Below are 23,803 nucleotides of genomic sequence, written 5' to 3'. Positions count from 1 at the left end.
ACCTGCTAATTATCCGTCATTATTCTTTATTTTTACATTCTCAATCAAATTTGAATGGAACCAATTCTTGAAGTAAAGAATGTTGTTAAGCAATATGGCAATTATACTGCCCTTAACAGCGTTTCACTACAGGTGCCGAGAGGCAGTATATATGGACTTTTAGGTCCTAACGGAGCAGGAAAGACTTCCCTTATCCGAATTATTAACCAAATTACAATGCCCGACAGCGGTGAAGTTTACCTTGATGGTGAAAAGCTCAATCCAAGTCATATTGCCAATATTGGCTATATGCCCGAAGAGCGAGGATTGTATAAAACCATGAAAGTAGGCGAGCAGGCATTGTATCTTGCCCAGCTTAAAGGGCTTACCAAGAAGCAGGCTAAAGATCAGCTGGAGTATTGGTTTGACCGCCTTGAGATAAAAGGATGGTGGGATAAAAAGATCCAGGAGTTGTCGAAAGGGATGGCGCAAAAAATACAATTTGTGGTAACGGTACTACACCAACCCAAACTGCTTATTTTTGATGAGCCTTTCAGTGGTTTTGACCCTGTAAATGCCAATCTTATAAAAGATGAAATACTTGCGCTTCGTGATAAAGGAACTACAATTATTTTCTCTACCCACAGGATGGAAAGCGTAGAGGAAATGTGTGACCATATTGCACTTATCCATAAATCTAACAAACTTATCGAAGGCGAACTTAATGATGTTAAGAAGCAATACCGTACCAATACCTTTGAAGTAGGTATACTGTCAGGGAATAACCATCAGGTCACGGGAGAACTTAGCCAAAAGTACCAGGTGGCTCCGGCAAGTTTTAAAACCCTTGATGATGAACTTAAGCTTCAGATTACCCTGCCGGAAGGTGTTACTTCGAGACAGCTGTTAAGTGACCTTGTACAAAAGGGCGATGTAACTTACTTTGTTGAGAAGATACCAAGCGTAAACGATATATTTATTCAAACTGTAAGCAAACGATAATTATGAGCCTATCCTTAATTGTAAAAAGAGAGTTTGTAGCCAAGGTGCGCAACAAATCTTTCATCGTGATGACTTTTTTGAGTCCGTTATTGTTTACAGCTATGGCGATGCTGGTGGGTTATCTTGCCAGTGTAAATGATGATGAAGTAATAAAAATTGCGATCCATGACGAATCAGGAATGCTGGAGCCGGATTTTAAAGACACTAAGAAAATAGAATATGTAAACTTATCGGAGATGCCATTGGCAGTAGCCAAAGAAAAAGCTGCTAAAAGTTATGAGGGTCTTATATATGTACCAAAGGTTGCCACGCCTCTCGAATTGGAGAAGAAAGTAGAATATATCTCTGACGAAAGCCCATCAATGGATTTTATTGATGGCGTGCAGGATGTTATAAACGATAAGCTTTTCAGGTATAACCTTGAACAGAAAAATATTAATTATGACGAGATAGGTAAGGCAAAAGCTGAATCTGAAATTCATTTGAGCAAATTCTCAGGGGAGGAAAGCCTGAAATGGTTTAATGAAATTAAGATAGGTATTGGTTTTGCTTTTGGTTATCTCATCATGATGTTCATCATCATTTACGGAAACATGGTTATGCGCAGCGTAATCGAAGAAAAGACTAATCGTATCATCGAAATCATTATTTCATCGGTTAAGCCATTTAAATTGATGATGGGTAAAATTATCGGGACGTCTATGGCGGGAATTTTGCAATTCCTTATATGGACTGTTCTTGGATCGGGTCTAATGCTTATTGCAGCTAATTTTTTAGGAATTAATTTAACCGAAGTAGGTGCCGGAGCGCAGTTGAAGGAAGCTTCAGAAAATATATCAAACTGGATGATTTACATTCCGGAAGTTTTATCCTTGCCGTGGGCTACTATGCTAATCTCATTCCTTGTGTTTTTTATTGGAGGTTTCTTTTTATACAGCTCAATTTATGCATCGATAGGTGCAGCAGTAGACAGCGAAACCGATTCACAGCAATTCTTATTGCCTATTATCCTTCCTCTTATGCTGGGAGTGTATGTAGGGTTCTTTACGGTAATCAATGATCCGCACGGTACAGTAGCAACAGTATTCTCAATGATACCGCTTACATCGCCTATCGTAATGATGATGCGTATACCGTTTGGTGTACCGGTATGGCAAATTATAGTTTCGGTAGTATTGTTATTCGCTACATTCTTCCTTGTAGTATGGTTTGCAGCTAAGATTTACCGAATCGGTATTCTTATGTATGGTAAGAAACCAACGTATAAGGAAATATTCAAATGGCTTAAGTACTAGTATGCAGTTTTCAGTCGCAGTATGCAGTACGTTAAAAAATAGCATGGATTTTGTTAATCATAAATAGTAAGCTTTATAAGATTAATATATTTAGCGAACACTCAAAGAATCCATGAATCTAACAATCTAGAAAAGAATGTCCAAAATATTAATAATAGAAGACGAGGCTGCAATCCGCAGGGTATTGGGAAAGATACTTTCGGAGGAAAGCGATACCTATAAAGTTGAAGAGGCCGAAGACGGCCTTGCAGGGCTTGAAAAAATAAAGAACGAGGATTACGACCTGGTGCTTTGTGATATTAAGATGCCAAAAATGGATGGTGTTGAGGTACTGGAAGCGGTAAAGAAGATAAAACCGGAAATTCCGTTTGTGATGATTTCGGGTCATGGCGATCTGGAAACAGCCATCAATACAATGCGTCTTGGGGCATTTGATTACATATCAAAACCACCGGATCTGAACCGTTTGCTAAATACTGTTCGCAATGCGTTGGACAGAAAAGTACTGGTGGTTGAGAACAAGATGCTGAAAAAGAAAGTCAGCAAGAGTTATGAGATGGTAGGTGACAGTGAGCCTATCAATCACATAAAAGAAATTATAGAAAAAGTAGCGCCTACTGATGCCCGCGTATTGATTACCGGCCCTAACGGAACCGGTAAGGAACTTGTGGCACACTGGCTTCACGAAAAGAGCGAGCGCGCTGCTGCGCCTTTTATTGAGGTGAACTGTGCTGCGATACCATCGGAACTGATAGAAAGTGAATTGTTCGGTCACGTAAAAGGTGCTTTTACCAGTGCGGTGAAAGATCGTGCCGGTAAGTTTGAAGCTGCCGATAAAGGAACTATTTTCCTTGATGAGATAGGGGATATGAGTATGCCCGCTCAGGCAAAAGTACTTCGTGCACTTCAGGAGAACATGATTCAGAGAGTAGGAGCCGAAAAAGATATTAAAGTAGATGTTCGCGTTGTTGCAGCAACGAATAAAGACCTGAAAAAGGAAATAGCCGAAGGGCGTTTCCGTGAGGATTTATACCACCGTTTGGCAGTTATTCTTGTAAAAGTACCTGCGCTGAACGACAGAAGGGATGATATACCAACACTTGTAAACCACTTTGCGGAGAAGATAGCTTCAGAGCAGGGCTCGGCTACCAAGAAGTTTTCGGCAGAAGCCATTAAACTATTGCAGGAATATGACTGGACGGGTAATATCCGTGAGCTACGCAATGTAGTAGAGCGCCTTATAATATTAGGAGGCGCCGAAATAAGCGAGACCGATGTAAAGCTTTTTGCAAGTAAATAAAATTTATCACTGTCCCGATAGCTATCGGGAACATAAAGAAACCTCAGAGATTCTCTGAGGTTTTTTATTTTTCTTTTCGTTACTTTGTGGTCTCTTTCAACAATACAGAATTTAAGAGCGCACAAAGTAGTAATTCTCTGTGAATCTTTGTGCTTCTTAGAGAATCTCTGTGTAATAGCAAAAAAATGCATTTAAAAAAAATAAACGAAAAGCTTGCCCGTGCCCTTGAAGAAGCGGGACTTACAGAACCTACCGAATTGCAAAAAGAAACATGGAGTACCATTAAAAGTGGTGTTGACTGTGTATTTCTGGCAGATTCGACACTTGGTAAGACTACAACTATTGTTATCAATGTGATTCAACGTCTTGATAAGCCATTTGAGGAGTCGCCGCGAGCATTGATCATGGTTCAGGATAAAGCTAAAGTGCTGGAAATGATGGAGCTTTTTAAAAAGTATGGTAATTACAATAACCTGCGTGTGTATGGTGTATACGAGCAGGGTGATATTGACTATGATAAAAACCAGATTTCACTTGGTATCGATGTGCTTATCGGTACGCCGGTAAGGCTTAATGAGATGTTCTCCACAGCAGGATTTGATGTAAACAGGCTAAAAATGTTCATTGTTGACGATGCCGAAGACCTGCTTAAAGTAAGGATGGAGCCAAAAATAGCGCGTATATCAAACAGTATTACTAAAACGCAACGACTGTTCTTTACCGATGTAATTACCGATCGTGTTGAGATACTGGCTGATAAAATAATGGTAGAGCCGTTATTCTTTGAATTTGATGATCAAGAGGATGAGGATTACGACGATGAGGAGGAAGATGACAATATTCAGGAGTAATGAATACGTTTAAGGTTTTTACGCCTCCTAAAGTAGATTTGAGAAAACTTTCTGTAAATCATTTTGTAGGTGTTTTTTGGATGGTAGCTATAATTGCTTACACTATAGGCTATATTACAGACAATAAAACCCTAAGGGTAATTTGCTGGTCAATATTTCTGTTGGGTATTATACTTAAAGTAATATCATTTTTTATAAAAAAGCCTAAAAGAATACTTGAAGGTATAATTACCTTCGAAAAAGATAGCATAGCCATAAATGAACATAAATATAATCTTTCTTTAATCAGTAAACTTCAATTTAGTGATCATGGAAACTATTTAAGGAAAGCAGAAAGCTTTTCTACAGATAAAGAAAGCTGGCCAAATGGGAAGGACATAAGCGTTCTTCTGAATTTTACAGATGGTAGTGAAATCATCAAATATTTTGAATTAAACCATAGGGGACAAATGCAGGACATACGCCCGCAGCTTGTATATTATCATAATGAAGGCAAACTTCATTTCCTTAACCTGATCGATATTCTTGGTATTGAAGATTATAATGCCATACAAATATTTAAAAATTCTCTGTCCGAAGGCGGAGATGTAAAAAGCTACTGAGAAATCAGTAGCTTTTTTCTTTATATTCGTGTTCAGTAATCAATTAGTCATGCAAACAATACTCGAAACCCCACGTCTGTTATTTCGTTTAATTCAATCTTCAGATGCTGAGGCTATGTTTGAAATGGATTCTGATCCTGAAGTGCATTTGTACTTAGGTAATAATCCTTTAAAGCATATTGATGAAGTGTACCCTATTATTGAAAACCTGCAATGGCAGTATACCGAATTTGGGATAGTAAGAATGGCTGTAATCCTTAAAGAAACAGATGAATTTGTAGGTTGGGCAGGGCTCAAAAGAGAACGCAACCTGCCGGATAGAGGCATATTTATAGATTTGGGATATCGATTTCTTAAAAAGCACTGGGGTAAAGGTTATGGAAGTGAGGTTGCGAAGGCATTGGTAGACTATGGCTTTAATGTAATGAAGCTAGAGAAAATAAATGCTTATGCTGATACCGGTAATGAAGCATCGCGAAGAATTCTCGAAAAATCGGGTTTAAAATTCATTGAGACTTTTATTGAGGATGGTGTGGAAGAAGCCTGGTATGAAATAAAGAATCCGAATTTATGATTAAGAGCCTCAAATTTATAACGATTATTATTGTTTCTTTTCTTGGGTTTATATAACTGTTTTTGGTTGCTTACTTATATTTTAATCAGGAGGGAATGATTTTTCAGCCTGAAGTTTTGACTAAGAACTATAAGTTTTCATTTGATTCTAAATTTGAAGAGCTTTCTATTCCTGTTGAGAAGGATGTAAACTTGAACGGTTTGCTTTTTAAATCAGCGGAAACTAAAGGACTCGTGTTTTATCTTCATGGTAATGGAGGTTCGGTGAAAGGTTGGGGTGAAATCGCTACGACTTATAACGATATGGGATATGATATTTTCATTCTGGACTATAGGGGTTACGGTAAAAGTGAAGGGAAGATATCAGGGGAACAACAGTTTCTTAATGATGTGCAAAAGGCCTATGATTATGTAAAGGCAGGCTATCCTGAGAATAAAATTATAATTGTGGGTTATTCCATAGGTACTGGACCAGCAGCTAAGCTGGCTTCTGGTAATAAACCTGCAGGACTGGTTTTGCAGGCGCCCTATTACAGTCTAAGGGAAACAATTAGTTCTATGGTTCCATTTATGCCGGGATTTTTAAAGAAATATAATTTTGAGACTCATGAATTCCTTCAAAAAGTAAAAGCACCTGTCTGTATTTTTCACGGTTCTGATGACAAATTGTTGCCTTATAGTAACTCGGAAAAGCTTAAAGCAGAATTTAAAGAGAGAGAGACATTAATTACACTTCCGGGTCAGGGACATAACGGTATCAATGATAACAAACATTTTAAATCGGAATTTAAAAAGTTTGCTGATGATGTTTTAAAGAATTAATGTGCCTTCTTCTTTTTCAGTAAATAACCCAAAATCAAACCTACTACTATCCATAGTGGGATACCCAAAAGTATTTTGGTAATGGTAAAACGTTCGTGGTCAAAAAGGGGAAAAATAATCATGGTGATGATATAAAGGATGCCTCCCCAAACTAGTCCTGATCTAACCCATTTTTTCATTGTATAATTTTTTTGGTTGTTTTCCAAGCATCAGGTATCCCCAAACCAATCCCGACAGTATAAATACAGGTATCCCTATCACTAGGTTTGTGGTGGAAAATGTTCCATCTAATATTGGAAAGGCTATGGCGAGTCCAAAGGCCATAAGAGCTCCCTGGAGCAATCCATATTTAACCCATTTTTTCATCGTTATCTTTTTTAAGTTTCTTTACGCGTCGTTTCTCCATGTAAATTACGAAAAAGCAGACAATTCCCCAAAGAAAAAAGTTGACAACTATCTGTGAGAGGTCAATAGTGTTATTGCTCCAGCCAAGTAAAGGCAATACAAAAGTGGTAAGCACAAAGCAGAAAAAGAACCAGGCTATAACCGCTTTTGTATATCGTGACATAATTATTGTTTTGATTCTTTTTTGCGTGAAACGTAACCAAAGATGAGTCCGCCAACAAGCCAGAACGGAATGCTTACAAGAACTTTCATCGGAACGATATCCGTTCCATCAAATAATGGAAATAATACATTTATGACCAATGCCATAAACATTCCCCAGAACAATCCGAATTTTATCCAGCTTTTCATTAGGAGTCCATTTGTTTTTTAGGCCCATTTTTCTTTTTAGAATTCCAGTATCCGAAAATAAGTCCGCAAATGGTGAATACCACCGCATTAATAACAATTTTAGCTAATGGGAATTTCGGTTCATTTTCATCCTGAAATCCGGTCCATACCAATATATAAGGAGCTATGAATGTCATAAAAACAAACATCCACAACGCCCAAAGCAAACCGGCTTTAACCCAAGGTTTCATCAAAATCAATTAAAAATTATACTTTCAAAAGTAGCCAATCTTTTTATGTTCTGCAAATAAACCCTCTTTGCCAAATCGCCTGATTATCCTATCTTTGCGGCTTCAAAAAAATAATCATGATTACAGTAGATGCGCTTTCGGTACAGTTTGGCGGTACCACGCTTTTTAGCGATGTTTCTTTTTCGATTAATGAAACGGATAAGATTGCCCTTATGGGTAAGAACGGTGCGGGAAAATCGACACTGCTTAAAATTATTGCAGGGGTAAACAAACCTTCGTCAGGAAACATTTCGGCTCCAAAAGGTACTGTTATTGCCTACCTTCCTCAGCACTTGCTTACCGAAGACAATGCTACTGTATTTGAAGAGACATCTAAAGCCTTTGAAACCATCTTTAAGATGAAGGCTGAGATTGATGAGCTTAACGAACAACTTACCATTCGTACGGACTACGAGTCGGATGAATACTATAAGATCATCGAAAGAGTATCAGAACTTAGCGAGAAATTCTACTCTATTGAGGAGGTAAATTATGAAGCTGAAGTTGAAAAGGTACTTCTCGGTATGGGTTTTACCCGTGAGGATTTTGCGAGGCCTACATCTGAATTCAGCGGTGGATGGAGAATGCGTATCGAGCTTGCTAAGATATTACTTCAGAAGCCTGACCTTATCCTTTTGGATGAGCCTACCAACCACATGGATATCGAGAGCATTCAATGGCTTGAGGATTTCCTTGTAAACAGTGCCAAAGCCGTTATGGTAATATCGCACGACAGGGCGTTTGTAGACAATATTACTACCCGTACCATTGAAGTTACAATGGGAAGGATATATGATTATAAAGCAAAATATTCACACTATTTAGAGCTACGTAAAGACCGTCGTGCACATCAGCAGAAAGCTTATGATGAGCAACAAAAGATGATTGCCGAGAATGTGGAATTCATAGAGCGTTTTAAAGGAACTTACTCTAAAACACTTCAGGTGCAGTCGCGTGTTAAAATGCTTGAGAAACTGGAACTTGTTGAGGTTGATGAGGTAGATACTTCGGCGCTTCGCCTTAAGTTCCCGCCGGCTCCACGTTCGGGTCAGTATCCTGTAGTGGTAAATGAGCTTTCTAAATCATACGGTGACCATGTGGTTTTCAAAGATGCTGAGATGGTTATTGAACGTGGTCAGAAAGTTGCCTTTGTAGGTAAGAATGGTGAGGGTAAATCTACGATGGTTAAAGCCATTATGGGTGAGTTGGAATATCAGGGTAAACTGGAAGTAGGCCATAATGTAAAGATTGGATATTTTGCACAGAACCAGGCATCACTTCTTGATGGAGAGATTACTGTTTTTGATACTATTGACCGTATTGCTGAGGGTGATATCCGTACGCAGATCAAAACTATTCTTGGAGCGTTTATGTTTAGTGGCGATGATACAACCAAGAAGGTAAAAGTACTTTCTGGAGGTGAGAAGACACGTCTTGCCATGATTAAGTTATTGCTTGAGCCCTATAATGTACTTATTCTGGATGAGCCTACCAACCACCTTGATATGAAAACCAAGGATATCATTAAAGATGCGCTTATCGCATTTGACGGTACGCTGATACTGGTATCGCACGACAGGGATTTCCTTGACGGGCTGGTAACTAAAGTGTTTGAGTTTGGCAACAAACGTGTAAAAGAACATTTTGAAGATATTAAAGGTTTCCTTGAAATGAAGAAGATGGAAAATCTTAGGGAGATAGAGAAGTAATATCGGGATGAATATAACCTAAAGGCAGAAGTGTTAACTTCTGCCTTTTTTGTTATTTCTTGTTCCATTTGTCAAAGCCTAATATGTCTTGTCGGATATCTTTTATTTCTTCTGTACCATATTTGTCAGCGAGGTAATGTAAGGCAAGAAGATTATAACCCTCATAAAAACTAATATTAGCAGGAGCAAGGCAACCAAAATCATAATACTTTACTTTATATTTTGTCTGGAAATCTAAATCGGTTTGGGTTTTTGCCTTTGGGGCAATTCCGCCAAGTTGGTATAAGGTGATAGTGTTTCTTTTCAGGTCATTTTCAAATTTTTCCTGTGGTGTTTTCTCCTGTGCTGAGACAATAAAAGTATTTACTATAAAAAGTATTGAAATAAATGTCTTCATAGATTGAATTAAAAAAGCCCGGCCGATTATGGCTTCTGCCGGGCTTAGTTGAGTTAAGTAACTAAAAATTTATTTTACCATATCCACCAGTCTTACAAATTCTACTCTGTAACCATCGGGGTCATTTTGTAGTCCTTGTTTGGCAAGCGATTTTATATCGTCAGTTTTTTTGTTCGGAACAAGTTTTGAATCCCTCAGTTTCAGTCCAAACCATGCCACAGCAGCAGAGAATTTAAAATCGCCCGAGGTGCTTTGCAGCGGAATTGGATTATTAGGTATTACCCTTATGATCTCGTTACTCTTATCCTCATCCGGCTTTTTAGACCTGAATTTTATCGTAGCCAGTTCATCGTTGTACTGATTGGCAGTACCTGTTGGTTGGCTGTATTTCAGTTCAGGAGCCGCATTAAAGTAGTCACTTTTTATACCGGTTGGTATAATTTCATAAAGTGCTGTTACGGTATGGCCGCTGCCAAGCTCACCCGCATCAATAGCATCGTTGGCAAAATCCTCGTCACGCAGTTTGCGGTTTTCATAGCCTATCAATCGGTACGACTGCACATGTTTCGGGTTAAACTCAATTTGTATCTTCACATCTTTTGCAATGGCATACATAGAACCTTTGAATTCTTTGTTCAGATACCTGTCGGCTTCCTGCATATTGTCGATGTAAGCATAGTTGCCATTTCCTTTGTCAGAAAGGTTTTCCAGTTTAGAATCTTTATAGTTACCCATACCATAGCCAAGACAGGTTAAGAATACCCCACTTTTACGTTTCTCTTCAATAAGGGTCTGCATGTCGGTGTTCGATGAAGCGCCTACATTAAAGTCGCCATCGGTAGCCAGTATTACACGGTTGTTGCCATTCTTTACAAAATTCTCCTGGGCTGTTTTATAGGCAAGCTCAATACCTGCACCACCTGCTGTACTCCCACCTGCATTAAGGTTATTAAGGGCGTCGAATATCTTTTCTTTCTCGTCACCATTTGTAGAAGGCAATACCAATCCCGCGGCACCCGCATAAACCACAATCGCAATCCTGTCTTTTTTACGCATTTGGTTTACCAGTACTTTCATGCTTTGTTTTAGCAAAGGCAATTTGTTAGGTTCGTTCATAGAACCGGAAACATCAAGCAGGAATACAAAGTTAGAAGCCGGCAGATTATCATCCTGAATGATCTTGCCCTGAAGCCCAATCTTCAATAGTTTATGCTGAGGATTCCACGGTGCATCGCTGTACTCGGTATTGATAGAGAACGGTTCGTTGTTTGCCGGCTGAGGATATTGATACTTAAAGAAATTGATCATCTCTTCTATGCGTACTGCATCCTTTGGAACGGTCTGCCCGTTGTTCAGGAAACGCCTGATGTTCGTGTACGAAGCGTTATCCACATCTATCGAAAAAGTTGATAGTGGAGTAGTGGCAGGGTTTTCAAACTTGTTCTCTTCAAACGATTCATAGTCTTCCTGATCTATTTCTATGGATGCTTGTTTAGGAGCCTCGGTAGTAGTAAAACTCTCCGGATGCTCTTTTTTCTGTTGCTCCAGTTTTTTATTTAGTTTTTCCAGTTTACGTTTTTCTCTGTCACTCAAAGGTTTTTTGGTCTTAACGATGATCACTCCATTAGCACCTCTGCTGCCATAGATTGAAGTAGCTCCGGCATCTTTCAGAACGATGATACTCTCAATATCATTCGGATTTATTTTCCTGAATTTATCTGAGTTTAAAGGAACGCCATCAATAACATACAGTGGTTCGACATTTCCATTTATAGAACCAACACCTCTCAATACAACCGTACTGTTCGCTCCCGGTTGCCCTGAACCTGTGCTAATGTTCAGTCCCGGTACCTGTCCCTGTAATGTTTGTACAAAGTCAGCATTAGGCCTGCCTTCGATGGTTTTAGAGGTTATAGTTGTGACAGCAACATTGCTTTGAGGTTTTGTGGTTGTTCTGTAGGTCTCAGCTACTGCCGGTGCACTAACATAACCCTGTGATGTTGCAGTTGAATTTTTAGCTGCTTCTTTGGCTTCTTTTTTAGCCTTTCTTTCTTCTCTGCGCTCCTCACGCATTGTTTTTCGTTCTTCGGCGCTGCGATATGAGGTTGTTCTGTAAGCTTCTACAATAACTGATTCAAGTGTCGTTGTATCATCAGCCAGTTTAAAATTTACATTGTCTTTTCTTCTGCCAAGTGTAACCGTCTGAGTTTGCATACCAACAAATGAAGCGATAAGCTTTTCACCCTCTTTAGCATCAATCATGTATTTACCGTCAAAATCGGTTTGGGTACCTTTTGTTGTGCCCTGTATTACAACATTTGCTCCCGGTACCGGTAAACCACTACTATCGGTTATAACTCCTGATACCATTTTCTTTTCTACACTGGCAGGATTTATAATAGTTGCAACGGGTTCTGCCACAGGCTGAACAGTGACTAAGGTTGCTGGTTCTATAGCCTGCGCTTTGTCTTTGCTTTTGGCATTTGGTTCGGTATAATTAACATCTCCTGTAGGGCTAGCTGTTGCGGAGCTTTCCACTACATTATCATTTAAGGTTGGTGTATAGGCATCATATTTTACTGAATACTCCTCTTTCGCCTCATTTGTAACAGCATTCATGCCTGAAGCCATAACTTCCATCGGTGCAGTTTTTGCCGTTTTTGTTTCTGTAGTAACAACCGCTTCTCTCTCCTCCGTTTTAGCAGGATCAAAAGTTTGTTTTACCTTTTGGGTGTCAATAACGGTTACGCTATTTTCAGGAGTAACTTTTGGCGCAATAACAGGGTTGTTTTTTTCGTTAGTCAGCATAAAGAAACCAACGCCCATAAACAGTAAGAATACCGCAGCCATGCCTGTGTATTTCCACCAGGCAGCGATCCTGCGCTGTTTTTTATTGTCCAGTTTCTCTTCTACGCGGTTCCATACCGCTTCCATACGGGCAAAATCCTTTTGTTCGGCTTTGCCTGCAGCCTCTTTAAACTGTTCGTATATTTTATCTTGATTTTCCATGACTGTTCTCGTTTTGATAATAAACACTGTTTACTAATTCCTTTAGCTTCGTGCGGGAGACGTTTAATTGTGATTTGGATGTTCCCTCAGAAATATTCAGCATGGAGGCGATCTCTTTATGAGAATAGCCTTCTATGGCATACAGGTTAAATACGGTCCTGCAGCCTTCCGGCAGATGGGTGAGCAGGTTTAGCAGGTCTTCTTCCTCAAGCCCGGCCGACTGGGTTTCGGATGGTTCGCTGCTTCGGCTCATGTCTTCAATGTAGATATTGAAGTTTACGTTTTTCTTAAGGCTCATCAGGCAAAGGTTTACCGCAATTTTGCGGGCCCATGCTTCAAAGGCCTTGTCTTCTTTCAGTTGGTCAAGTTTGGTAAAAATAGTATAGAAGGCATCGGCCATAGCCTCTTCTATCTCTTCCTCGCTTTTCAGGTACCTTTTGCAGGTATGGTACAGTTTAGGAGCCATAAGCTCATACACCTGCCTCTGTGAGTCCCGGTGCATTTTCCTGCATGCTGATATGAGTTTTTCGTCCATCACAATTTGTCTCTTTTCTATATAGATTATAAAAGTGATGAAAAGGTTGGGAAGGGTATGAAATTTTTTTGTTCAGGGTTTAGCGTTTTGTGTTCTGAGTTTTGTGCAGGAGTGAGCAACCCTGAACCCGAAACCCGAAACTCAAAACTACTTCTCAAGCGTAAGCTTATAAATGTTACTTTCTGTAGCATCACTGTCGGTATCTTCGCAAAGAAGGAATTCGAGCTTATCGCCTTGTTTTTTATACAGTGTAAGTCCTTCGAATTTGTTCTTGTTGGAGATTACCTCAGTAAATTCCACTTCCATAGATTCGGTATCCATTCGGCCGATAAGCGTACCCGAAATTTCTCCATCTTTATAGGTAGAGGTTGTTTTTTCGGCAGTTGCCAGAAAATAAAGCTTATCATCTATCAGTATGGCATCGGTAAAGCTGGAGGGCGCTCCGTTTATTAGCGGAAGTTTTACTTCGTTATAGATGAACTGAAACATAGACTCGTTAATATCACCATTCATGGTAAAAACGCCATTCTGGCCTTTAGGGCCATTGCCCCTGTTAAATACATACCAGGTATTACCATCATAGGCAACGGCCTCAATGTTAAAATTCTCAGCATTAATTTCGCTGAAATCCTGCATGGCAAGGTAAAGATCGGTAGCATCTATTGGTGGATACACTTTTTTTGACTGACCGTCAACGTGTACTATGGTGTTGCGTTTAGCCGTAGAACCCGAACCGAAAAGATATAGTTCTTCACCAAAGGAGGTCAGTGCTTCAAAATCCGGCTTGTCTTTTTTAGGGACATTTTCAAGCGGACCCTCGTAGCCTTTTGGCGCAATATTGATTTTGTCCAGTTTTTTATCGGTCAGGCTATAGTCATAAAGTATATGGCTATTGTCAGATACAAGATACAGATTAGTGCCGTTTAATAACAGACCCGATGCAGAGCCTATACCTATGATGTGTAAAAACAGTTCCAGCTGAAACTTTTGCATAACATTATATTTTGAGAAAAATTCTTTACAATTTTAATTCTTACATTTATATAAAGATAAACCAATTATCCATGAAAGCAATCAATCCCGACGATTTTAGAGCCGATCATAAATTCAGTATTAAACACGCACCAACGCACATAGACTTAGGACTGACAGATGAACATAAAAAAGATGCCCTTAAAGAAGTCAGCAAAGAGCTTTCCAAGCAGCAGGACAAGATGTATGCCAATAATCGTTACAGTGTTTTGGTTGTTTTGCAGGGAATGGATACTTCAGGAAAAGACAGCCTTATCAGGGAAGTGTTTAAAAACTTTAATGCCAGGGGAGTAAATGTGTTTAGTTTTAAGCAGCCTACTTCAGCCGAACTGGAGCACGATTACCTTTGGCGCCATTATATAGCCCTGCCCGAAAAAGGTAAGTTTGCAGTATTTAATCGTTCGCATTATGAGAATGTTTTGGTTACCCGGGTGCATCCGGAATATCTTTTAAAAGAAAATCTTCCGGGAATTGAAGATGTAAAAGACATACCTAAGGATTTTTGGCAAATGCGTTATGAACAAATTAATCATTTTGAGAAACATATAACCCAAAATGGAATGATTGTGATTAAGTTCTTCCTGCATTTGGGTAAAGAAGAACAAAGGCAGCGCCTTTTGCGTCGACTTGAGAAGAAAAGCCATAACTGGAAATTCTCGCCCGGAGACCTTGATGAAAGGGAAGTGTGGGGAAAGTATCAGGAATATTATGAGGATATGATACAAAACACATCGCACCATCATGCGCCCTGGTATGCTATACCTTGTGATGATAAAAAAGCAGCACGATTAATGGTTGCCAGTATTATTCTTGGAGAAATCAAAAAATATGATTTCAGGGAACCTGAAGTAGATGAAAAGGTTCTGGATAATATTCATTTTTACGAAAATAAACTTAAGAGTGAAAAGTAATATGTCGGATGTCGGAAGTCCGATGCTCTATTTAGAGTACAAATCCGACAGGAGTGGCAGCCCTAAACCCAATAACTACTCCAGGAGTAAATCCTGAAGTTCTTCCTGAGAAAAGCAAATGCCCATATGCTCGGCTAGCTCGTTTTCGTCTTCAGCACCATCAATAAAATAAATAGGAATTTGTGAAGTTGCTTTCCTTTGACGGATGCTGTCGGCAGTTTGCCTGCCATGAGAGGGTTTGGTAGCATAGTTTATCACTATTACATCAGGTTTTAGTAAACCCGTTTTTCGGTAAGCTTCGCCACCATCACGAAGCTCAATGCCTACCACATCTGCATTTTTTTTACAGAAATCTATAAGGGGTGTAGTAAGCTCTTTAGACCAGTCAATAATAAATAATTTCATGGGTAATGTGTTGGCTATTACAAAAGTAAAAAACCTGCAGCAATATACCGCAGGTTTTTAGCAAAGGTTAGTTCTGCACTTAGGTTATCTTAGGCATTACAGTTTAAAACCGTAAGCAAGTCTGAGGGCAATCTGGTCAGCATGAAAATCATTCATTCCCTCATACCTTACGCTTACGTCAATATGCTTACTTGCGTATCCTATACCCGGAGCCCATAAAAATGAAGTCTCGTCATAGTCGTTAGTTACTGCAAAACCGGCACCTACTTCACCAAGTACGTAAAAACGGTCTTCCCATACAAAGGCTTTAAAACCTGCTTTAACAGGAATAAAACCAAGATCTTTAATTTCGTCATCACCAAACAGATTCGTAAAACCTGTTGTTAATGTTAAGGATGTCTTTTGGGTAAAGTCGTATTGTAATCTTACATCACCACCTAAAGCCCAGTTGAAGTAGTCGCCTGTAGTAACGCCGGCATTAACTCCAAAGCCAAGTTTAAACCCTTGGTCATAACCATCTGTGGAAGATGCACTATCCTGTGCAAAAGCTGTTCCGCCAAATGTTAGCATAGTGGCAAGCAGCAGGCCTCTTAATTTAATTCCCATTTTCATGATCTCTCGTGTTATTGTTAGTTATGGGTAAAATTAGTATGCTTGCATTATTAAAAAACACAACAATTCGTTAATTAGTTGTAATAAATTCATAAAATTAAAGAAATGTAAGGTTAATATTTTGATTAATAATGTTTTAAGTTTTTCGGCTTTCTAATCTCATCCTTCTGCCTACCTTTGCAAAAAAATTGAAGTGAATCTATCTGTTTATACAAAGGAATTTGGAGCTAATATTCGCCTTGCCTACCCTGTAATACTGGGAATGCTGGGACATACGCTAATTAGTGTAGTCGATAATATCATGGTGGGTCGACTAGGTGCTACCGAACTGGCAGCTGTTTCACTGGGTAACAGTATGGTATTTATTGCTATGTCGGTAGGGATAGGTTTTTCTACAGCTATAACGCCAATGGTGGCACAAGGCGATGCTGCAAAAGATACAGCTACGGTGCGTTCTGCATTCCATCACGGATTGTTATTATGTACGATATTAGGTATATGTCTTTTTGGAGTTGTGTATCTTGCCAAGCCTTTAATGCAGCTGATGCACCAGCCACAGGAAGTTATCGAGCTTGCTTCCCCTTTTGTTGATTGGGTAGCATTTTCATTAGTGCCAATGGTTATTTTCCAGGGATATAAACAGTTTGCCGACGGTATGTCGCAAACCAAGTTTGCCATGTATGCCGTTATTGCTTCAAACGTAATACACATTGGTATTAACTACGTACTTATTTATGGCGCGTTCGGATTCCCGAAACTTGGTATTATGGGTGCTGCATTGGGTACGGTAATATCACGTTTGTTTATGCTGGCCTATATGCACATCATGCTTTCAAGGCAGGAGAAAATGAAACAGTATTTTCATGGTTTCAGCTTTAGCGAGATCAAAAAATCAATGCTAAAGAAAATAACAGCACTTGGACTGCCATCGTCTATGCAGATGTTGTTTGAGGTGGCGTTGTTTACCGGAGCAGTGTGGATCTCGGGTTCTATTGGTAAAACCAATCAGGCAGCCAACCAAATCGCATTAAGTTTATCATCTATGACGTTTATGTTCGGAATGGGGCTAAGTGTTGCGGCTATGGTTAGGGTTGGGAACCAAAAAGGATTTGGTGACTACAAGAACCTGCAAATTGTAGCACGTTCAATTTTTCTTCTGACATTGATATTAGAAATAGGCTTTGCATTAATGTTTATTGCACTGCATACCATATTGCCACATTTCTTCCTGAATATGGAAAATGTAGCACAGCTACAGGATAATACTGAAGTTATTGCTATAGCATCCCAATTATTAATTGTTGCGGCGATATTCCAGATTTCTGATGGATTGCAGGTAGTGGTATTGGGTTCGCTGCGAGGCTTGCAGGATGTTAAGCTGCCAACAATTATAACTTTTATTGCCTATTGGGTAATAGGTTTCCCTGTATCATTTTATTTAGGGATATATACAGAGCTAAAAGCTATGGGTATCTGGATAGGACTATTGTCAGGGCTTACCGTTGCCGCAATATTTTTGTATCTTCGCTTTAATTATTTAACGAATAAGATGATTAAATCAGTTGGCAGTGATCAGTCACAGTTAACGGAAATAATCGCATAATGTTTGTCATTCTGAGCGTAGCGTAGCGTAGTCGAAGAATCTTAGAGATTTCTCCACTTCGTTTCACTTCGGTCGAAATGACAGAAACTATAAACTTTACGACTTTAAAACTTTAGACTATATATGGAATTACCAAAATTTGTACTTGCCGATAATACTGATTATCCTGATGATATTTTTATTATCCATTTAGATTACCCTCGTTTTATCATCAATCTTAAAGATGATGAGGTTGAATTCCTTGAAGAGCCGGAAGATCTTGATGAGAACGAGCTTAACGCAGAAATGGAAGGCCTGATCGAAGCGGCAAATAATTTCTACGACAGAGAAGTAGAACGTTACGAAGGACAATAGAAAGTATTCAGTTTGCAGTGGCAGTAGGCAGTATCTTTAGGACTGAAAACTGTGACTGCGACTGAAAACTATTTAAAATACTTTTCCAACAATACCTGAGCGGCTGCAAAAGGCGATAATTCGTTATTTTGCACCGCTTTTTTGTTTTGTTCCAATAATGCAGCTATATCTTCACGGGTGTAGAAATTATTCTTCAGTTGTTCGTTTATGGTTTCGGTAAGCCAGTAACTGTTTTGTTCGCTTCGGCGGAAACCAAAGAATCTGTTCTCTTTTGTCAGGCTTAGGTATTCGTTTATAGTATCCCATACATCAGCAACACCGTCATGGGTAATAGCACTGCAGGTAGTAACCTTTGGCTGCCAGCCTGAATTTTTTGGTGGGAATAAATGCAAGGCACGGTTAAATTCAGTCTTAGCCAGTTTAGCTTTTTTAATATTATCGCCATCCGCTTTATTTATAACGATAAGGTCGGCCATTTCCATGATACCCCTTTTAATACCCTGAAGTTCGTCACCGGCACCGGCAATCTTAAGCAGCAGGAAGAAGTCGACCATACTGTGTACTGCAGTTTCGCTTTGGCCTACGCCAACAGTTTCTATAATAATAGTATCAAAGCCACAAGCCTCGCACAAGATGATAGCTTCACGCGTTTTGCGTGCCACACCGCCGAGCGTGTCACCCGATGCTGAAGGACGGATATAAGCATTCTCATCTTTTACCAGCTCTTCCATACGGGTTTTGTCGCCTAAAATACTTCCATGTGAAAGTGAGCTGCTTGGATCAACAGCGAGTACGGCAACCTTACGTCCAAGTGAAGTCAGGTGTTTACCAAAAGCTTCTATAAAAGTACTCTTGCCCACTCCGGGAACACCTGTAATACCTATACGCACCGACTTATCCGCGTGTGGCAGACATTGGTTAATGACATCATTAGCTTTTTCCAGATGCGAAGGATTAGTGCTCTCCACTAAAGTAATGGCACGGCTAAGCGCGGTTTTGTCGCCGTTTAGTATTCCGTTTACCAGTTCCTGTGCAGTAGGTTGCTTTTTCCTAAGTCGGGTTACATGTTCAATAGATGCTTTACTGATGCTCTCCGGCTGGTCTATGCCATCGACTTCGTGTAGTGCGGTTTTATGGGCTTTGGGCTTATCCACAGTATTAGATTAGAAAAGTAAAATTAAGGTTTTTCCTTGATTTCTTTGCCTCGAATTACACGAATTAGCACAAATTAAAATGTCCTTTGTGGTAAGGTTTACCACAAAGGACACAAGATATATTCACAAGGTTCACAAAGAATAGGTAAGAGTGTCAACTCTAAACTCTAAACCCGATAACCCAAAACTGATTAGTACGCTGCCGTAAAACGTAACTGGTGATGCTTAGGAGCTTCTACCTCGTCAGCAAGTACTACGGCAAGATCTTCCCCTGAAAGGATGCTACGGTTGTCAGCATTAAAAACGGGATTTTCAAGACCAAGACGGTAATGGCCTGTGCGACCTGTATCTATACCCTGATGCATTTCGATAGCCGGGCTGAAGAATGCCCAATCCAGTTCTTTCTCTTCTTTAAGGATGTTCAGGTAGTCTCTGGCAGCAGTTGCTCCTGCATGATATTCTTTAGGGAATTCCGGAGTGTCTACCAGCTGAACATTAGGTGCAATGTAAAGGCTACCGGCTCCACCTATAGTAATAAAACGTTTTACTCCAGATAGTTTAACGGCCTGCTGAATAGATTTAGAACCTTCAAGGAAGTCGTTGTATAGGTTAGGGTTAGTCCAGCCTGCGTTATATGAGTTCACTACCGCATTATGTCCTTTAAGGATATCGGCAAGTGCATCTGTGTTAAAGATATCTGCTTTAACGGTTGAAACATTTGCAGGTACATCTTCCGATGGATTTCTCGAAATTGCAGTAATCTCATGTCCGCGTGATGCAAATTCTTTTACTAATAATGAGCCCAGAAATCCTGTAGCTCCTACGATTGCTATTTTCATAAGTGTAAATGTAATATTTATTGTTACAGTTTTGTGTAAAAAATTTTAAAAGTCTTTTGTAAATTCAAGCAACGAGATTTTCTCAAGCTGCCCGCTAATGTTTTTATTGATATCGGTGTAAAGTGTTTCCAGGTTTTGGTTGATATTCTTCCCAACAGGGCAGGCCGGATTCGGGTCGTTTTTGGCATAGCCAAGGTGAACCGTTTCAAATGTCATGCAAAAAATGTCTTTTAGGGTAATCTCTTTTGCAGGCTTTAGTAATCGTGTGCCTCCATATTTACCTTCACGGCTTTCTACGATGCTATGTTTTTTCAGGTTTGCAATTTCTTTGCGCACCAGTACAGGGTTAATGTTCATACTACCTGCAAGATATTCAGACGACAGAAAGTCTTCCGGATGCTTGGATAGCAACGAAAGAATGTGAACCGTAATGGCGAATTTGCCTGAAATCATACTGTAATAAATTCTGTTACAAATATAAGTAAGTTTTTAATATCTGCAAATTATTTAGTTACAGTATATTTCTACTGTTTTTATTGGGTGTATTGGGCATTGCATCTTAAATTTGTGTCCAAATTATTACACTGCCATATTTAATGGATAACATTATACTGATATTTGTTTGCCTGTTTGCAGGAATCGCCCTGCAGCGTGTGAAAGCTGTTCCGGCGAATGCACACACAGGACTCAACCAGTTTGTTATCAATATTTCGCTCCCGGCGCTTGCACTGTATTATATTCCTAAAATAGAGGTTAGTACAAAACTGCTGTATCCATTAGCGTCCGGCTGGATTGGATTCCTTTTGGCCTGGCTGTTTTTTGGAGTGTTAGGCAAATGGCTGGGCTGGCCTAAAAAACTTATAGGCTGTCTGATATTAACGGGAGGACTCAGTAATACGTCTTTTGTTGGATTTCCTATCATTGAAGCACTTTACGGCAAAAAAGGGCTAGAGACGGCTATTATTGTCGATCAGCCGGGAACCTTTGTGGTTATAGCTACCTTGGGGATTATTGTTGCTGTAGCCTATTCTAACGAAGCTACAGGGGTGTCATCCTTATTCAGGAAGATATTGGTATTTCCTCCATTTGTGGCATTTTTTGTGGGTGTAATCATGAACATTTTAGGTTATGATTTTGCCGATATGCTGCAATCGGTTTTTCAAAAACTGTCTTTTACAGTTACCCCTGTTGCCCTTGTTGCAGTAGGATTACAATTGAAGATACAACGAAGAAACAAACACTGGGGATTCTTATCTCTCGGACTTTTTTACAAACTTATACTGATGCCCGCTGTTTTATTTTTGCTTTACAGGGTAATACTTGGAGGACAGGGCATGGAGGTTGATGTCTCTGTAATGGAGGCTGCAATGGCTCCCATGATATCGGCAGCGATACTGGCATCGTCATACAAACTTAAGCCAAGGCTTGCGGGCATGATGATAGGGGTAGGGATACCGCTTTCATTCATTACACTCGCACTTTGGTATTATATACTGAATACATTTTAATTGCTATGAATAACGTTGAAACGGCTGCTATAAACGGGCAGCGTAAAGAAATAGTTCAAAAAACAGTTTACTCCATACTTTTTTCGGTTGCGATAGCCCACATGCTTAACGACCTGTTACAGGCGGTAATCCCGGCTGTATATCCAATCCTGAAAGACAAATATAATCTGACATTTACCCAGATAGGACTTATCACGTTTTCCTATCAGCTGGCAGCTTCCATACTTCAGCCTTTTGTGGGTTTTTATACTGATAAAAAACCACAACCTTATTCTAAAATGTTTGGGATGTTGTTTACACTTTCAGGGATAGTATTATTATCGTATGCAGCAAGTTTTGGGTTTATATTATTATCGGTAGTGTTGGTAGGTATTGGTTCTTCTATTTTCCATCCTGAGGCTTCAAGGGTTTCATATCTGGCATCGGGCGGAAAGAGAGGCCTTGCACAATCCATCTTCCAGATTGGGGGTAATACAGGTACAGCCATCGGTCCGTTGCTAATTGCGTGGATCGTAGTTCCCCACGATCAGCATTATATTATTTGGTTCTCAGTTATAGCGATAGCGGCAATGGCTGTTCTTTGGCGCATAGGAAACTGGTATTTCCACCATTTGAACCTTAATGCAGGTAACAAGAAAGAAATTGTATTACCGGATCTTTCACAGCGAAGAATCGTTATTTCGGTAATTATATTATTGGTGCTTATTTTTTCTAAATACTTTTATGTAGCGAGTATTACCAGTTATTTTACATTTTATCTTATAGACAAATTCCACCTGTCGGTTCAGGATGCACAATATCATTTGTTTATCTTCCTTCTGTCATTAGCGATAGGTACTTTATTAGGAGGCCCGCTAGGGGATAAATTCGGGCGTAAATATGTAATATGGTTTTCGGTACTGGGTGTAGCGCCATTTGCTTTGATGCTGCCTTATGCTAATTTGTTCTGGACTACAATTCTTTCGGTTATCATCGGAACATTGCTTGCCTCTGCTTTCCCTGCGATATTGGTGTATGCCCAGGAGCTTTTACCTAAAAAACTGGGGATGGTTTCAGGTTTATTCTATGGGTTTGCCTTTGGTATGGGAGGCCTTGGTGCTGCTATATTGGGTTATATGGCGGAGAAAACAAGCATCGATTATGTATACCATATATGTGCTTATCTTCCATTGATTGGTATAATTGCTATGTTCCTGCCTAATCTTAAGAAAAAGAACTGATTTGTTCACAAAACTTTAACTGCCTTTTTGTAACGCATTTCTTAATTTTATAAGATTAAACCAAATCTTATACATTATGTCTACAAAAAAATGGTCAATAGACCCATCGCATTCTGAAATACAGTTTAAAGTAAAACACCTTGTTATTTCTACCGTAACAGGATCGTTTGGTGAATTTTCAGGTGAGGCAACTACTCCCGAAAATACATTTGAAGGAGGAGAGATAGCAGTCAAAATAAATGCAGCCAGTATCAATACAAATAATGCTCAGCGAGACGGACACTTAAAGAGCGCCGATTTTTTTGAAACAGAAGGTCATCCTGAAATAAACATAAAAACGACTTCAATTAAAAAAATTGATGATGATGAATATGCCATTGTTGCCGATGTAACCATGAGAGGGGTGACACAAGCTATTGAGTTTAAAGGAGAATATGGTGGTACTGCCAATGATGCTTATGGAAATACTAAAGTAGGCCTTGAAGTAAAAGGTAAGCTTAACCGTAAAGATTTTGGACTGAACTGGAATGCGGTTGTAGAAGGTGGTGGTCTTACAGTAAGTGAAGAGGTGAAACTGATTGCTAATCTGCAATTCATTCAGCAATAGTCATGTGGTTGTTTGATACGTCAAAAGATAAGAAGCTGTACCATACAGGTTTGTTTCTTATCAGGGTAGTTGTAAGTTGCTTTATGCTTACGCATGGTGCTAAAAAGTATATGATGCTTTTTTCAGGTGAGCCTATACAGTTTGCTGATCCGATAGGAATAGGTCAGGCTAATTCACTTGTACTGGCTTTTGTAGCCGAATTTGTTTGTTCTGTTTTTATTTTGATAGGTTTTGCCACACGATTGGTGGTCCTGCCGCTTATTGCCACAATGGCCATAATTGTGTTTGTAGTACATGCTCCGGATGGATTTGAAAAACAGGAACTACCGGGCTTATATCTTGCTATTTATGTATTACTGCTTATAACCGGAAGCGGTAAATATTCTATAGATCATCTAATCTATAAAAAGAGAAGGCCAAAACTGTATCCTTAAGCTCAAATTATAGTATTTTTGAATC

At 39.5% G+C, this 23,803-nt stretch carries 29 protein-coding genes; 15 read left to right on the top strand and 14 right to left on the bottom strand.

Translation table 11 applies throughout. From position 1 onward, the window contains the following. The first annotated feature begins 54 nt into the window (after positions 1 to 54). The 7 genes from DEU42_RS08470 (at position 55) to DEU42_RS08440 (ending at position 6,424) form a co-directional block, all read left to right on the top strand. On the top strand, positions 55 to 981 hold the full coding sequence (locus DEU42_RS08470; protein ID WP_114757859.1) for an ABC transporter ATP-binding protein: 927 nt from the start codon (positions 55 to 57) through the stop codon (positions 979 to 981). Continuing rightward, on the top strand, positions 981 to 2,276 hold the full coding sequence (locus DEU42_RS08465) for an ABC transporter permease (protein ID WP_114757858.1): 1,296 nt from the start codon (positions 981 to 983) through the stop codon (positions 2,274 to 2,276). Before DEU42_RS08470 ends, DEU42_RS08465 begins: the two co-directional genes overlap by 1 nt. A 136-nt stretch (positions 2,277 to 2,412) precedes the next feature. Beyond that, complete coding sequence (locus tag DEU42_RS08460) at positions 2,413 to 3,576, top strand: sigma-54-dependent transcriptional regulator (RefSeq protein ID WP_114757857.1); 1,164 nt, start codon at positions 2,413 to 2,415, stop codon at positions 3,574 to 3,576. Between the two features lie 185 nt (positions 3,577 to 3,761). Then, positions 3,762 to 4,427: a DEAD/DEAH box helicase gene (locus DEU42_RS08455; protein ID WP_114757856.1), complete on the top strand. Its 666-nt coding sequence runs from the start codon at positions 3,762 to 3,764 to the stop codon at positions 4,425 to 4,427. Beyond that, complete coding sequence (locus DEU42_RS08450; RefSeq protein WP_114757855.1) at positions 4,427 to 5,029, top strand: MAPEG family protein; 603 nt, start codon at positions 4,427 to 4,429, stop codon at positions 5,027 to 5,029. The genes DEU42_RS08455 and DEU42_RS08450 overlap by 1 nt, the downstream gene beginning before the upstream one ends. A 49-nt stretch (positions 5,030 to 5,078) precedes the next feature. Next, the gene (locus tag DEU42_RS08445) at positions 5,079 to 5,603 is read left to right on the top strand and encodes a GNAT family N-acetyltransferase (protein ID WP_114757854.1); all 525 of its coding nucleotides are present in this window, start codon (positions 5,079 to 5,081) and stop codon (positions 5,601 to 5,603) included. Positions 5,604 to 5,698: 95 nt separating this feature from the next. Then, entirely contained in the window at positions 5,699 to 6,424 is a 726-nt protein-coding gene (locus DEU42_RS08440) for an alpha/beta hydrolase (RefSeq protein ID WP_233506642.1), read from the top strand. Here the strand turns inward: DEU42_RS08440 and DEU42_RS08435 are convergent. Genes DEU42_RS08435 through DEU42_RS08415 form a run of 5 tightly spaced genes read right to left on the bottom strand, consistent with a single transcriptional unit; the run spans position 6,421 to position 7,410 of the window. Further along, positions 6,421 to 6,603, bottom strand: coding sequence for a hypothetical protein (locus DEU42_RS08435; protein WP_114757853.1), 183 nt, complete (start codon positions 6,601 to 6,603; stop codon positions 6,421 to 6,423). The genes DEU42_RS08440 and DEU42_RS08435 overlap by 4 nt on opposite strands. Then, on the bottom strand, positions 6,587 to 6,790 hold the full coding sequence (locus DEU42_RS08430; protein WP_114757852.1) for a hypothetical protein: 204 nt from the start codon (positions 6,788 to 6,790) through the stop codon (positions 6,587 to 6,589). Before DEU42_RS08430 ends, DEU42_RS08435 begins: the two co-directional genes overlap by 17 nt. Beyond that, complete coding sequence (locus tag DEU42_RS08425) at positions 6,774 to 6,992, bottom strand: hypothetical protein (RefSeq protein WP_114757851.1); 219 nt, start codon at positions 6,990 to 6,992, stop codon at positions 6,774 to 6,776. Before DEU42_RS08425 ends, DEU42_RS08430 begins: the two co-directional genes overlap by 17 nt. Positions 6,993 to 6,994: 2 nt before the next feature. After that, positions 6,995 to 7,180, bottom strand: coding sequence for a hypothetical protein (locus DEU42_RS08420; RefSeq protein ID WP_114757850.1), 186 nt, complete (start codon positions 7,178 to 7,180; stop codon positions 6,995 to 6,997). Then, positions 7,180 to 7,410, bottom strand: a complete 231-nt coding sequence (locus tag DEU42_RS08415; RefSeq protein WP_114757849.1) for a hypothetical protein — start codon at positions 7,408 to 7,410, stop codon at positions 7,180 to 7,182. The genes DEU42_RS08420 and DEU42_RS08415 overlap by 1 nt, the downstream gene beginning before the upstream one ends. A gap of 116 nt (positions 7,411 to 7,526) precedes the next feature. Here DEU42_RS08415 and DEU42_RS08410 point away from each other — a divergent pair, with 116 nt between their 5' ends. Next, a complete protein-coding gene (locus DEU42_RS08410; protein WP_114757848.1) occupies positions 7,527 to 9,158 on the top strand; it encodes an ABC-F family ATP-binding cassette domain-containing protein in 1,632 nt (543 codons plus the stop codon). A gap of 52 nt (positions 9,159 to 9,210) precedes the next feature. Here the strand turns inward: DEU42_RS08410 and DEU42_RS08405 are convergent, their stop codons facing one another. The 4 genes from DEU42_RS08405 to DEU42_RS08390 form a co-directional block, all read right to left on the bottom strand. Continuing rightward, positions 9,211 to 9,555 carry a hypothetical protein gene (locus tag DEU42_RS08405; RefSeq protein WP_114757847.1) on the bottom strand — a complete coding sequence of 115 codons (345 nt, stop codon included), beginning with the start codon at positions 9,553 to 9,555 and terminating at the stop codon, positions 9,211 to 9,213. 69 nt (positions 9,556 to 9,624) lie between these two features. Next, a complete protein-coding gene (locus tag DEU42_RS17545) occupies positions 9,625 to 12,564 on the bottom strand; it encodes a YfbK domain-containing protein (RefSeq protein ID WP_114757846.1) in 2,940 nt (979 codons plus the stop codon). Beyond that, positions 12,548 to 13,066 carry an RNA polymerase sigma factor gene (locus DEU42_RS08395; RefSeq protein WP_114757938.1) on the bottom strand — a complete coding sequence of 173 codons (519 nt, stop codon included), beginning with the start codon at positions 13,064 to 13,066 and terminating at the stop codon, positions 12,548 to 12,550. Before DEU42_RS08395 ends, DEU42_RS17545 begins: the two co-directional genes overlap by 17 nt. Before the next feature lie 180 nt (positions 13,067 to 13,246). Beyond that, positions 13,247 to 14,092 (bottom strand): DUF6929 family protein, encoded by an 846-nt coding sequence (locus DEU42_RS08390; protein ID WP_114757845.1) that lies wholly within the window; start codon positions 14,090 to 14,092, stop codon positions 13,247 to 13,249. Between the two features lie 71 nt (positions 14,093 to 14,163). Between DEU42_RS08390 and DEU42_RS08385 the strand changes: the two genes are divergently transcribed. Next, positions 14,164 to 15,042, top strand: a complete 879-nt coding sequence (locus tag DEU42_RS08385; protein WP_114757844.1) for a PPK2 family polyphosphate kinase — start codon at positions 14,164 to 14,166, stop codon at positions 15,040 to 15,042. A 75-nt stretch (positions 15,043 to 15,117) separates the two neighbouring features. Here DEU42_RS08385 and DEU42_RS08380 read toward each other — a convergent pair whose 3' ends face one another. Together DEU42_RS08380 and DEU42_RS08375 are read right to left on the bottom strand one after the other, a co-directional pair. Beyond that, a complete protein-coding gene (locus tag DEU42_RS08380) occupies positions 15,118 to 15,447 on the bottom strand; it encodes a hypothetical protein (protein WP_114757843.1) in 330 nt (109 codons plus the stop codon). A 96-nt stretch (positions 15,448 to 15,543) separates the two neighbouring features. Then, complete coding sequence (locus DEU42_RS08375; RefSeq protein WP_114757842.1) at positions 15,544 to 16,059, bottom strand: outer membrane beta-barrel protein; 516 nt, start codon at positions 16,057 to 16,059, stop codon at positions 15,544 to 15,546. 193 nt (positions 16,060 to 16,252) lie between these two features. On the opposite strand from DEU42_RS08375, the gene DEU42_RS08370 reads away from it, so the two are divergent. Together DEU42_RS08370 and DEU42_RS08365 are read left to right on the top strand one after the other, a co-directional pair. Beyond that, entirely contained in the window at positions 16,253 to 17,662 is a 1,410-nt protein-coding gene (locus tag DEU42_RS08370; protein ID WP_114757841.1) for an MATE family efflux transporter, read from the top strand. Positions 17,663 to 17,785: 123 nt separating this feature from the next. Further along, complete coding sequence (locus DEU42_RS08365; RefSeq protein WP_114757840.1) at positions 17,786 to 18,016, top strand: hypothetical protein; 231 nt, start codon at positions 17,786 to 17,788, stop codon at positions 18,014 to 18,016. Positions 18,017 to 18,084: 68 nt separating this feature from the next. Here DEU42_RS08365 and meaB read toward each other — a convergent pair whose 3' ends face one another. From meaB to DEU42_RS08350, 3 genes are all read right to left on the bottom strand, one after another. Further along, positions 18,085 to 19,170 (bottom strand): methylmalonyl Co-A mutase-associated GTPase MeaB, encoded by a 1,086-nt coding sequence (meaB, locus tag DEU42_RS08360; RefSeq protein ID WP_114757839.1) that lies wholly within the window; start codon positions 19,168 to 19,170, stop codon positions 18,085 to 18,087. 191 nt (positions 19,171 to 19,361) lie between these two features. Then, the gene (locus tag DEU42_RS08355; protein WP_114757838.1) at positions 19,362 to 20,009 is read right to left on the bottom strand and encodes an NAD(P)-dependent oxidoreductase; all 648 of its coding nucleotides are present in this window, start codon (positions 20,007 to 20,009) and stop codon (positions 19,362 to 19,364) included. Between the two features lie 45 nt (positions 20,010 to 20,054). After that, positions 20,055 to 20,462: an Rrf2 family transcriptional regulator gene (locus DEU42_RS08350; RefSeq protein WP_114757837.1), complete on the bottom strand. Its 408-nt coding sequence runs from the start codon at positions 20,460 to 20,462 to the stop codon at positions 20,055 to 20,057. Between the two features lie 143 nt (positions 20,463 to 20,605). Between DEU42_RS08350 and DEU42_RS08345 the strand changes: the two genes are divergently transcribed. From DEU42_RS08345 to DEU42_RS08330, 4 genes are all read left to right on the top strand, one after another. After that, the gene (locus DEU42_RS08345; protein ID WP_114757836.1) at positions 20,606 to 21,517 is read left to right on the top strand and encodes an AEC family transporter; all 912 of its coding nucleotides are present in this window, start codon (positions 20,606 to 20,608) and stop codon (positions 21,515 to 21,517) included. A 5-nt stretch (positions 21,518 to 21,522) separates the two neighbouring features. Next, positions 21,523 to 22,737 carry an MFS transporter gene (locus DEU42_RS08340; RefSeq protein ID WP_114757937.1) on the top strand — a complete coding sequence of 405 codons (1,215 nt, stop codon included), beginning with the start codon at positions 21,523 to 21,525 and terminating at the stop codon, positions 22,735 to 22,737. A gap of 76 nt (positions 22,738 to 22,813) precedes the next feature. Then, positions 22,814 to 23,344 (top strand): YceI family protein, encoded by a 531-nt coding sequence (locus tag DEU42_RS08335; RefSeq protein WP_114757835.1) that lies wholly within the window; start codon positions 22,814 to 22,816, stop codon positions 23,342 to 23,344. A 2-nt stretch (positions 23,345 to 23,346) separates the two neighbouring features. Then, the gene (locus DEU42_RS08330; RefSeq protein WP_114757834.1) at positions 23,347 to 23,778 is read left to right on the top strand and encodes a DoxX family protein; all 432 of its coding nucleotides are present in this window, start codon (positions 23,347 to 23,349) and stop codon (positions 23,776 to 23,778) included. Positions 23,779 to 23,803 lie beyond the last annotated feature (25 nt).

The sequence above is a fragment of the Flavobacterium sp. AG291 genome, from assembly GCF_003350375.1.
GTDB lineage: Bacteria > Bacteroidota > Bacteroidia > Flavobacteriales > Flavobacteriaceae > Flavobacterium > Flavobacterium suzhouense.
This window is presented reverse-complemented; position numbering and strand designations above follow the sequence as displayed.

What these genes read in the sequence shown, in the direction of transcription:
- DEU42_RS08460 (WP_114757857.1), top strand. Translation starts at nt 2,413, where the DNA reads ATGTCCAAAATATTAATAATAGAAGACGAGGCTGCAATCCGCAGGGTA.
- DEU42_RS08390 (WP_114757845.1), bottom strand. Translation starts at nt 14,092, where the DNA reads ATGCAAAAGTTTCAGCTGGAACTGTTTTTACACATCATAGGTATAGGC.
- DEU42_RS17545 (WP_114757846.1), bottom strand. Translation starts at nt 12,564, where the DNA reads ATGGAAAATCAAGATAAAATATACGAACAGTTTAAAGAGGCTGCAGGC.
- DEU42_RS08410 (WP_114757848.1), top strand. Translation starts at nt 7,527, where the DNA reads ATGATTACAGTAGATGCGCTTTCGGTACAGTTTGGCGGTACCACGCTT.
- DEU42_RS08330 (WP_114757834.1), top strand. Translation starts at nt 23,347, where the DNA reads ATGTGGTTGTTTGATACGTCAAAAGATAAGAAGCTGTACCATACAGGT.
- DEU42_RS08365 (WP_114757840.1), top strand. Translation starts at nt 17,786, where the DNA reads ATGGAATTACCAAAATTTGTACTTGCCGATAATACTGATTATCCTGAT.
- DEU42_RS08395 (WP_114757938.1), bottom strand. Translation starts at nt 13,066, where the DNA reads ATGCACCGGGACTCACAGAGGCAGGTGTATGAGCTTATGGCTCCTAAA.
- DEU42_RS08420 (WP_114757850.1), bottom strand. Translation starts at nt 7,180, where the DNA reads ATGAAAAGCTGGATAAAATTCGGATTGTTCTGGGGAATGTTTATGGCA.
- DEU42_RS08415 (WP_114757849.1), bottom strand. Translation starts at nt 7,410, where the DNA reads ATGAAACCTTGGGTTAAAGCCGGTTTGCTTTGGGCGTTGTGGATGTTT.
- DEU42_RS08335 (WP_114757835.1), top strand. Translation starts at nt 22,814, where the DNA reads ATGTCTACAAAAAAATGGTCAATAGACCCATCGCATTCTGAAATACAG.
- DEU42_RS08340 (WP_114757937.1), top strand. Translation starts at nt 21,523, where the DNA reads ATGAATAACGTTGAAACGGCTGCTATAAACGGGCAGCGTAAAGAAATA.
- DEU42_RS08425 (WP_114757851.1), bottom strand. Translation starts at nt 6,992, where the DNA reads ATGTCACGATATACAAAAGCGGTTATAGCCTGGTTCTTTTTCTGCTTT.
- DEU42_RS08430 (WP_114757852.1), bottom strand. Translation starts at nt 6,790, where the DNA reads ATGAAAAAATGGGTTAAATATGGATTGCTCCAGGGAGCTCTTATGGCC.
- DEU42_RS08455 (WP_114757856.1), top strand. Translation starts at nt 3,762, where the DNA reads ATGCATTTAAAAAAAATAAACGAAAAGCTTGCCCGTGCCCTTGAAGAA.
- DEU42_RS08470 (WP_114757859.1), top strand. Translation starts at nt 55, where the DNA reads ATGGAACCAATTCTTGAAGTAAAGAATGTTGTTAAGCAATATGGCAAT.
- DEU42_RS08380 (WP_114757843.1), bottom strand. Translation starts at nt 15,447, where the DNA reads ATGAAATTATTTATTATTGACTGGTCTAAAGAGCTTACTACACCCCTT.
- DEU42_RS08405 (WP_114757847.1), bottom strand. Translation starts at nt 9,555, where the DNA reads ATGAAGACATTTATTTCAATACTTTTTATAGTAAATACTTTTATTGTC.
- DEU42_RS08355 (WP_114757838.1), bottom strand. Translation starts at nt 20,009, where the DNA reads ATGAAAATAGCAATCGTAGGAGCTACAGGATTTCTGGGCTCATTATTA.
- DEU42_RS08440 (WP_233506642.1), top strand. Translation starts at nt 5,699, where the DNA reads ATGATTTTTCAGCCTGAAGTTTTGACTAAGAACTATAAGTTTTCATTT.
- DEU42_RS08450 (WP_114757855.1), top strand. Translation starts at nt 4,427, where the DNA reads ATGAATACGTTTAAGGTTTTTACGCCTCCTAAAGTAGATTTGAGAAAA.
- DEU42_RS08385 (WP_114757844.1), top strand. Translation starts at nt 14,164, where the DNA reads ATGAAAGCAATCAATCCCGACGATTTTAGAGCCGATCATAAATTCAGT.
- DEU42_RS08345 (WP_114757836.1), top strand. Translation starts at nt 20,606, where the DNA reads ATGGATAACATTATACTGATATTTGTTTGCCTGTTTGCAGGAATCGCC.
- DEU42_RS08350 (WP_114757837.1), bottom strand. Translation starts at nt 20,462, where the DNA reads ATGATTTCAGGCAAATTCGCCATTACGGTTCACATTCTTTCGTTGCTA.
- DEU42_RS08445 (WP_114757854.1), top strand. Translation starts at nt 5,079, where the DNA reads ATGCAAACAATACTCGAAACCCCACGTCTGTTATTTCGTTTAATTCAA.
- DEU42_RS08375 (WP_114757842.1), bottom strand. Translation starts at nt 16,059, where the DNA reads ATGAAAATGGGAATTAAATTAAGAGGCCTGCTGCTTGCCACTATGCTA.
- DEU42_RS08435 (WP_114757853.1), bottom strand. Translation starts at nt 6,603, where the DNA reads ATGAAAAAATGGGTTAGATCAGGACTAGTTTGGGGAGGCATCCTTTAT.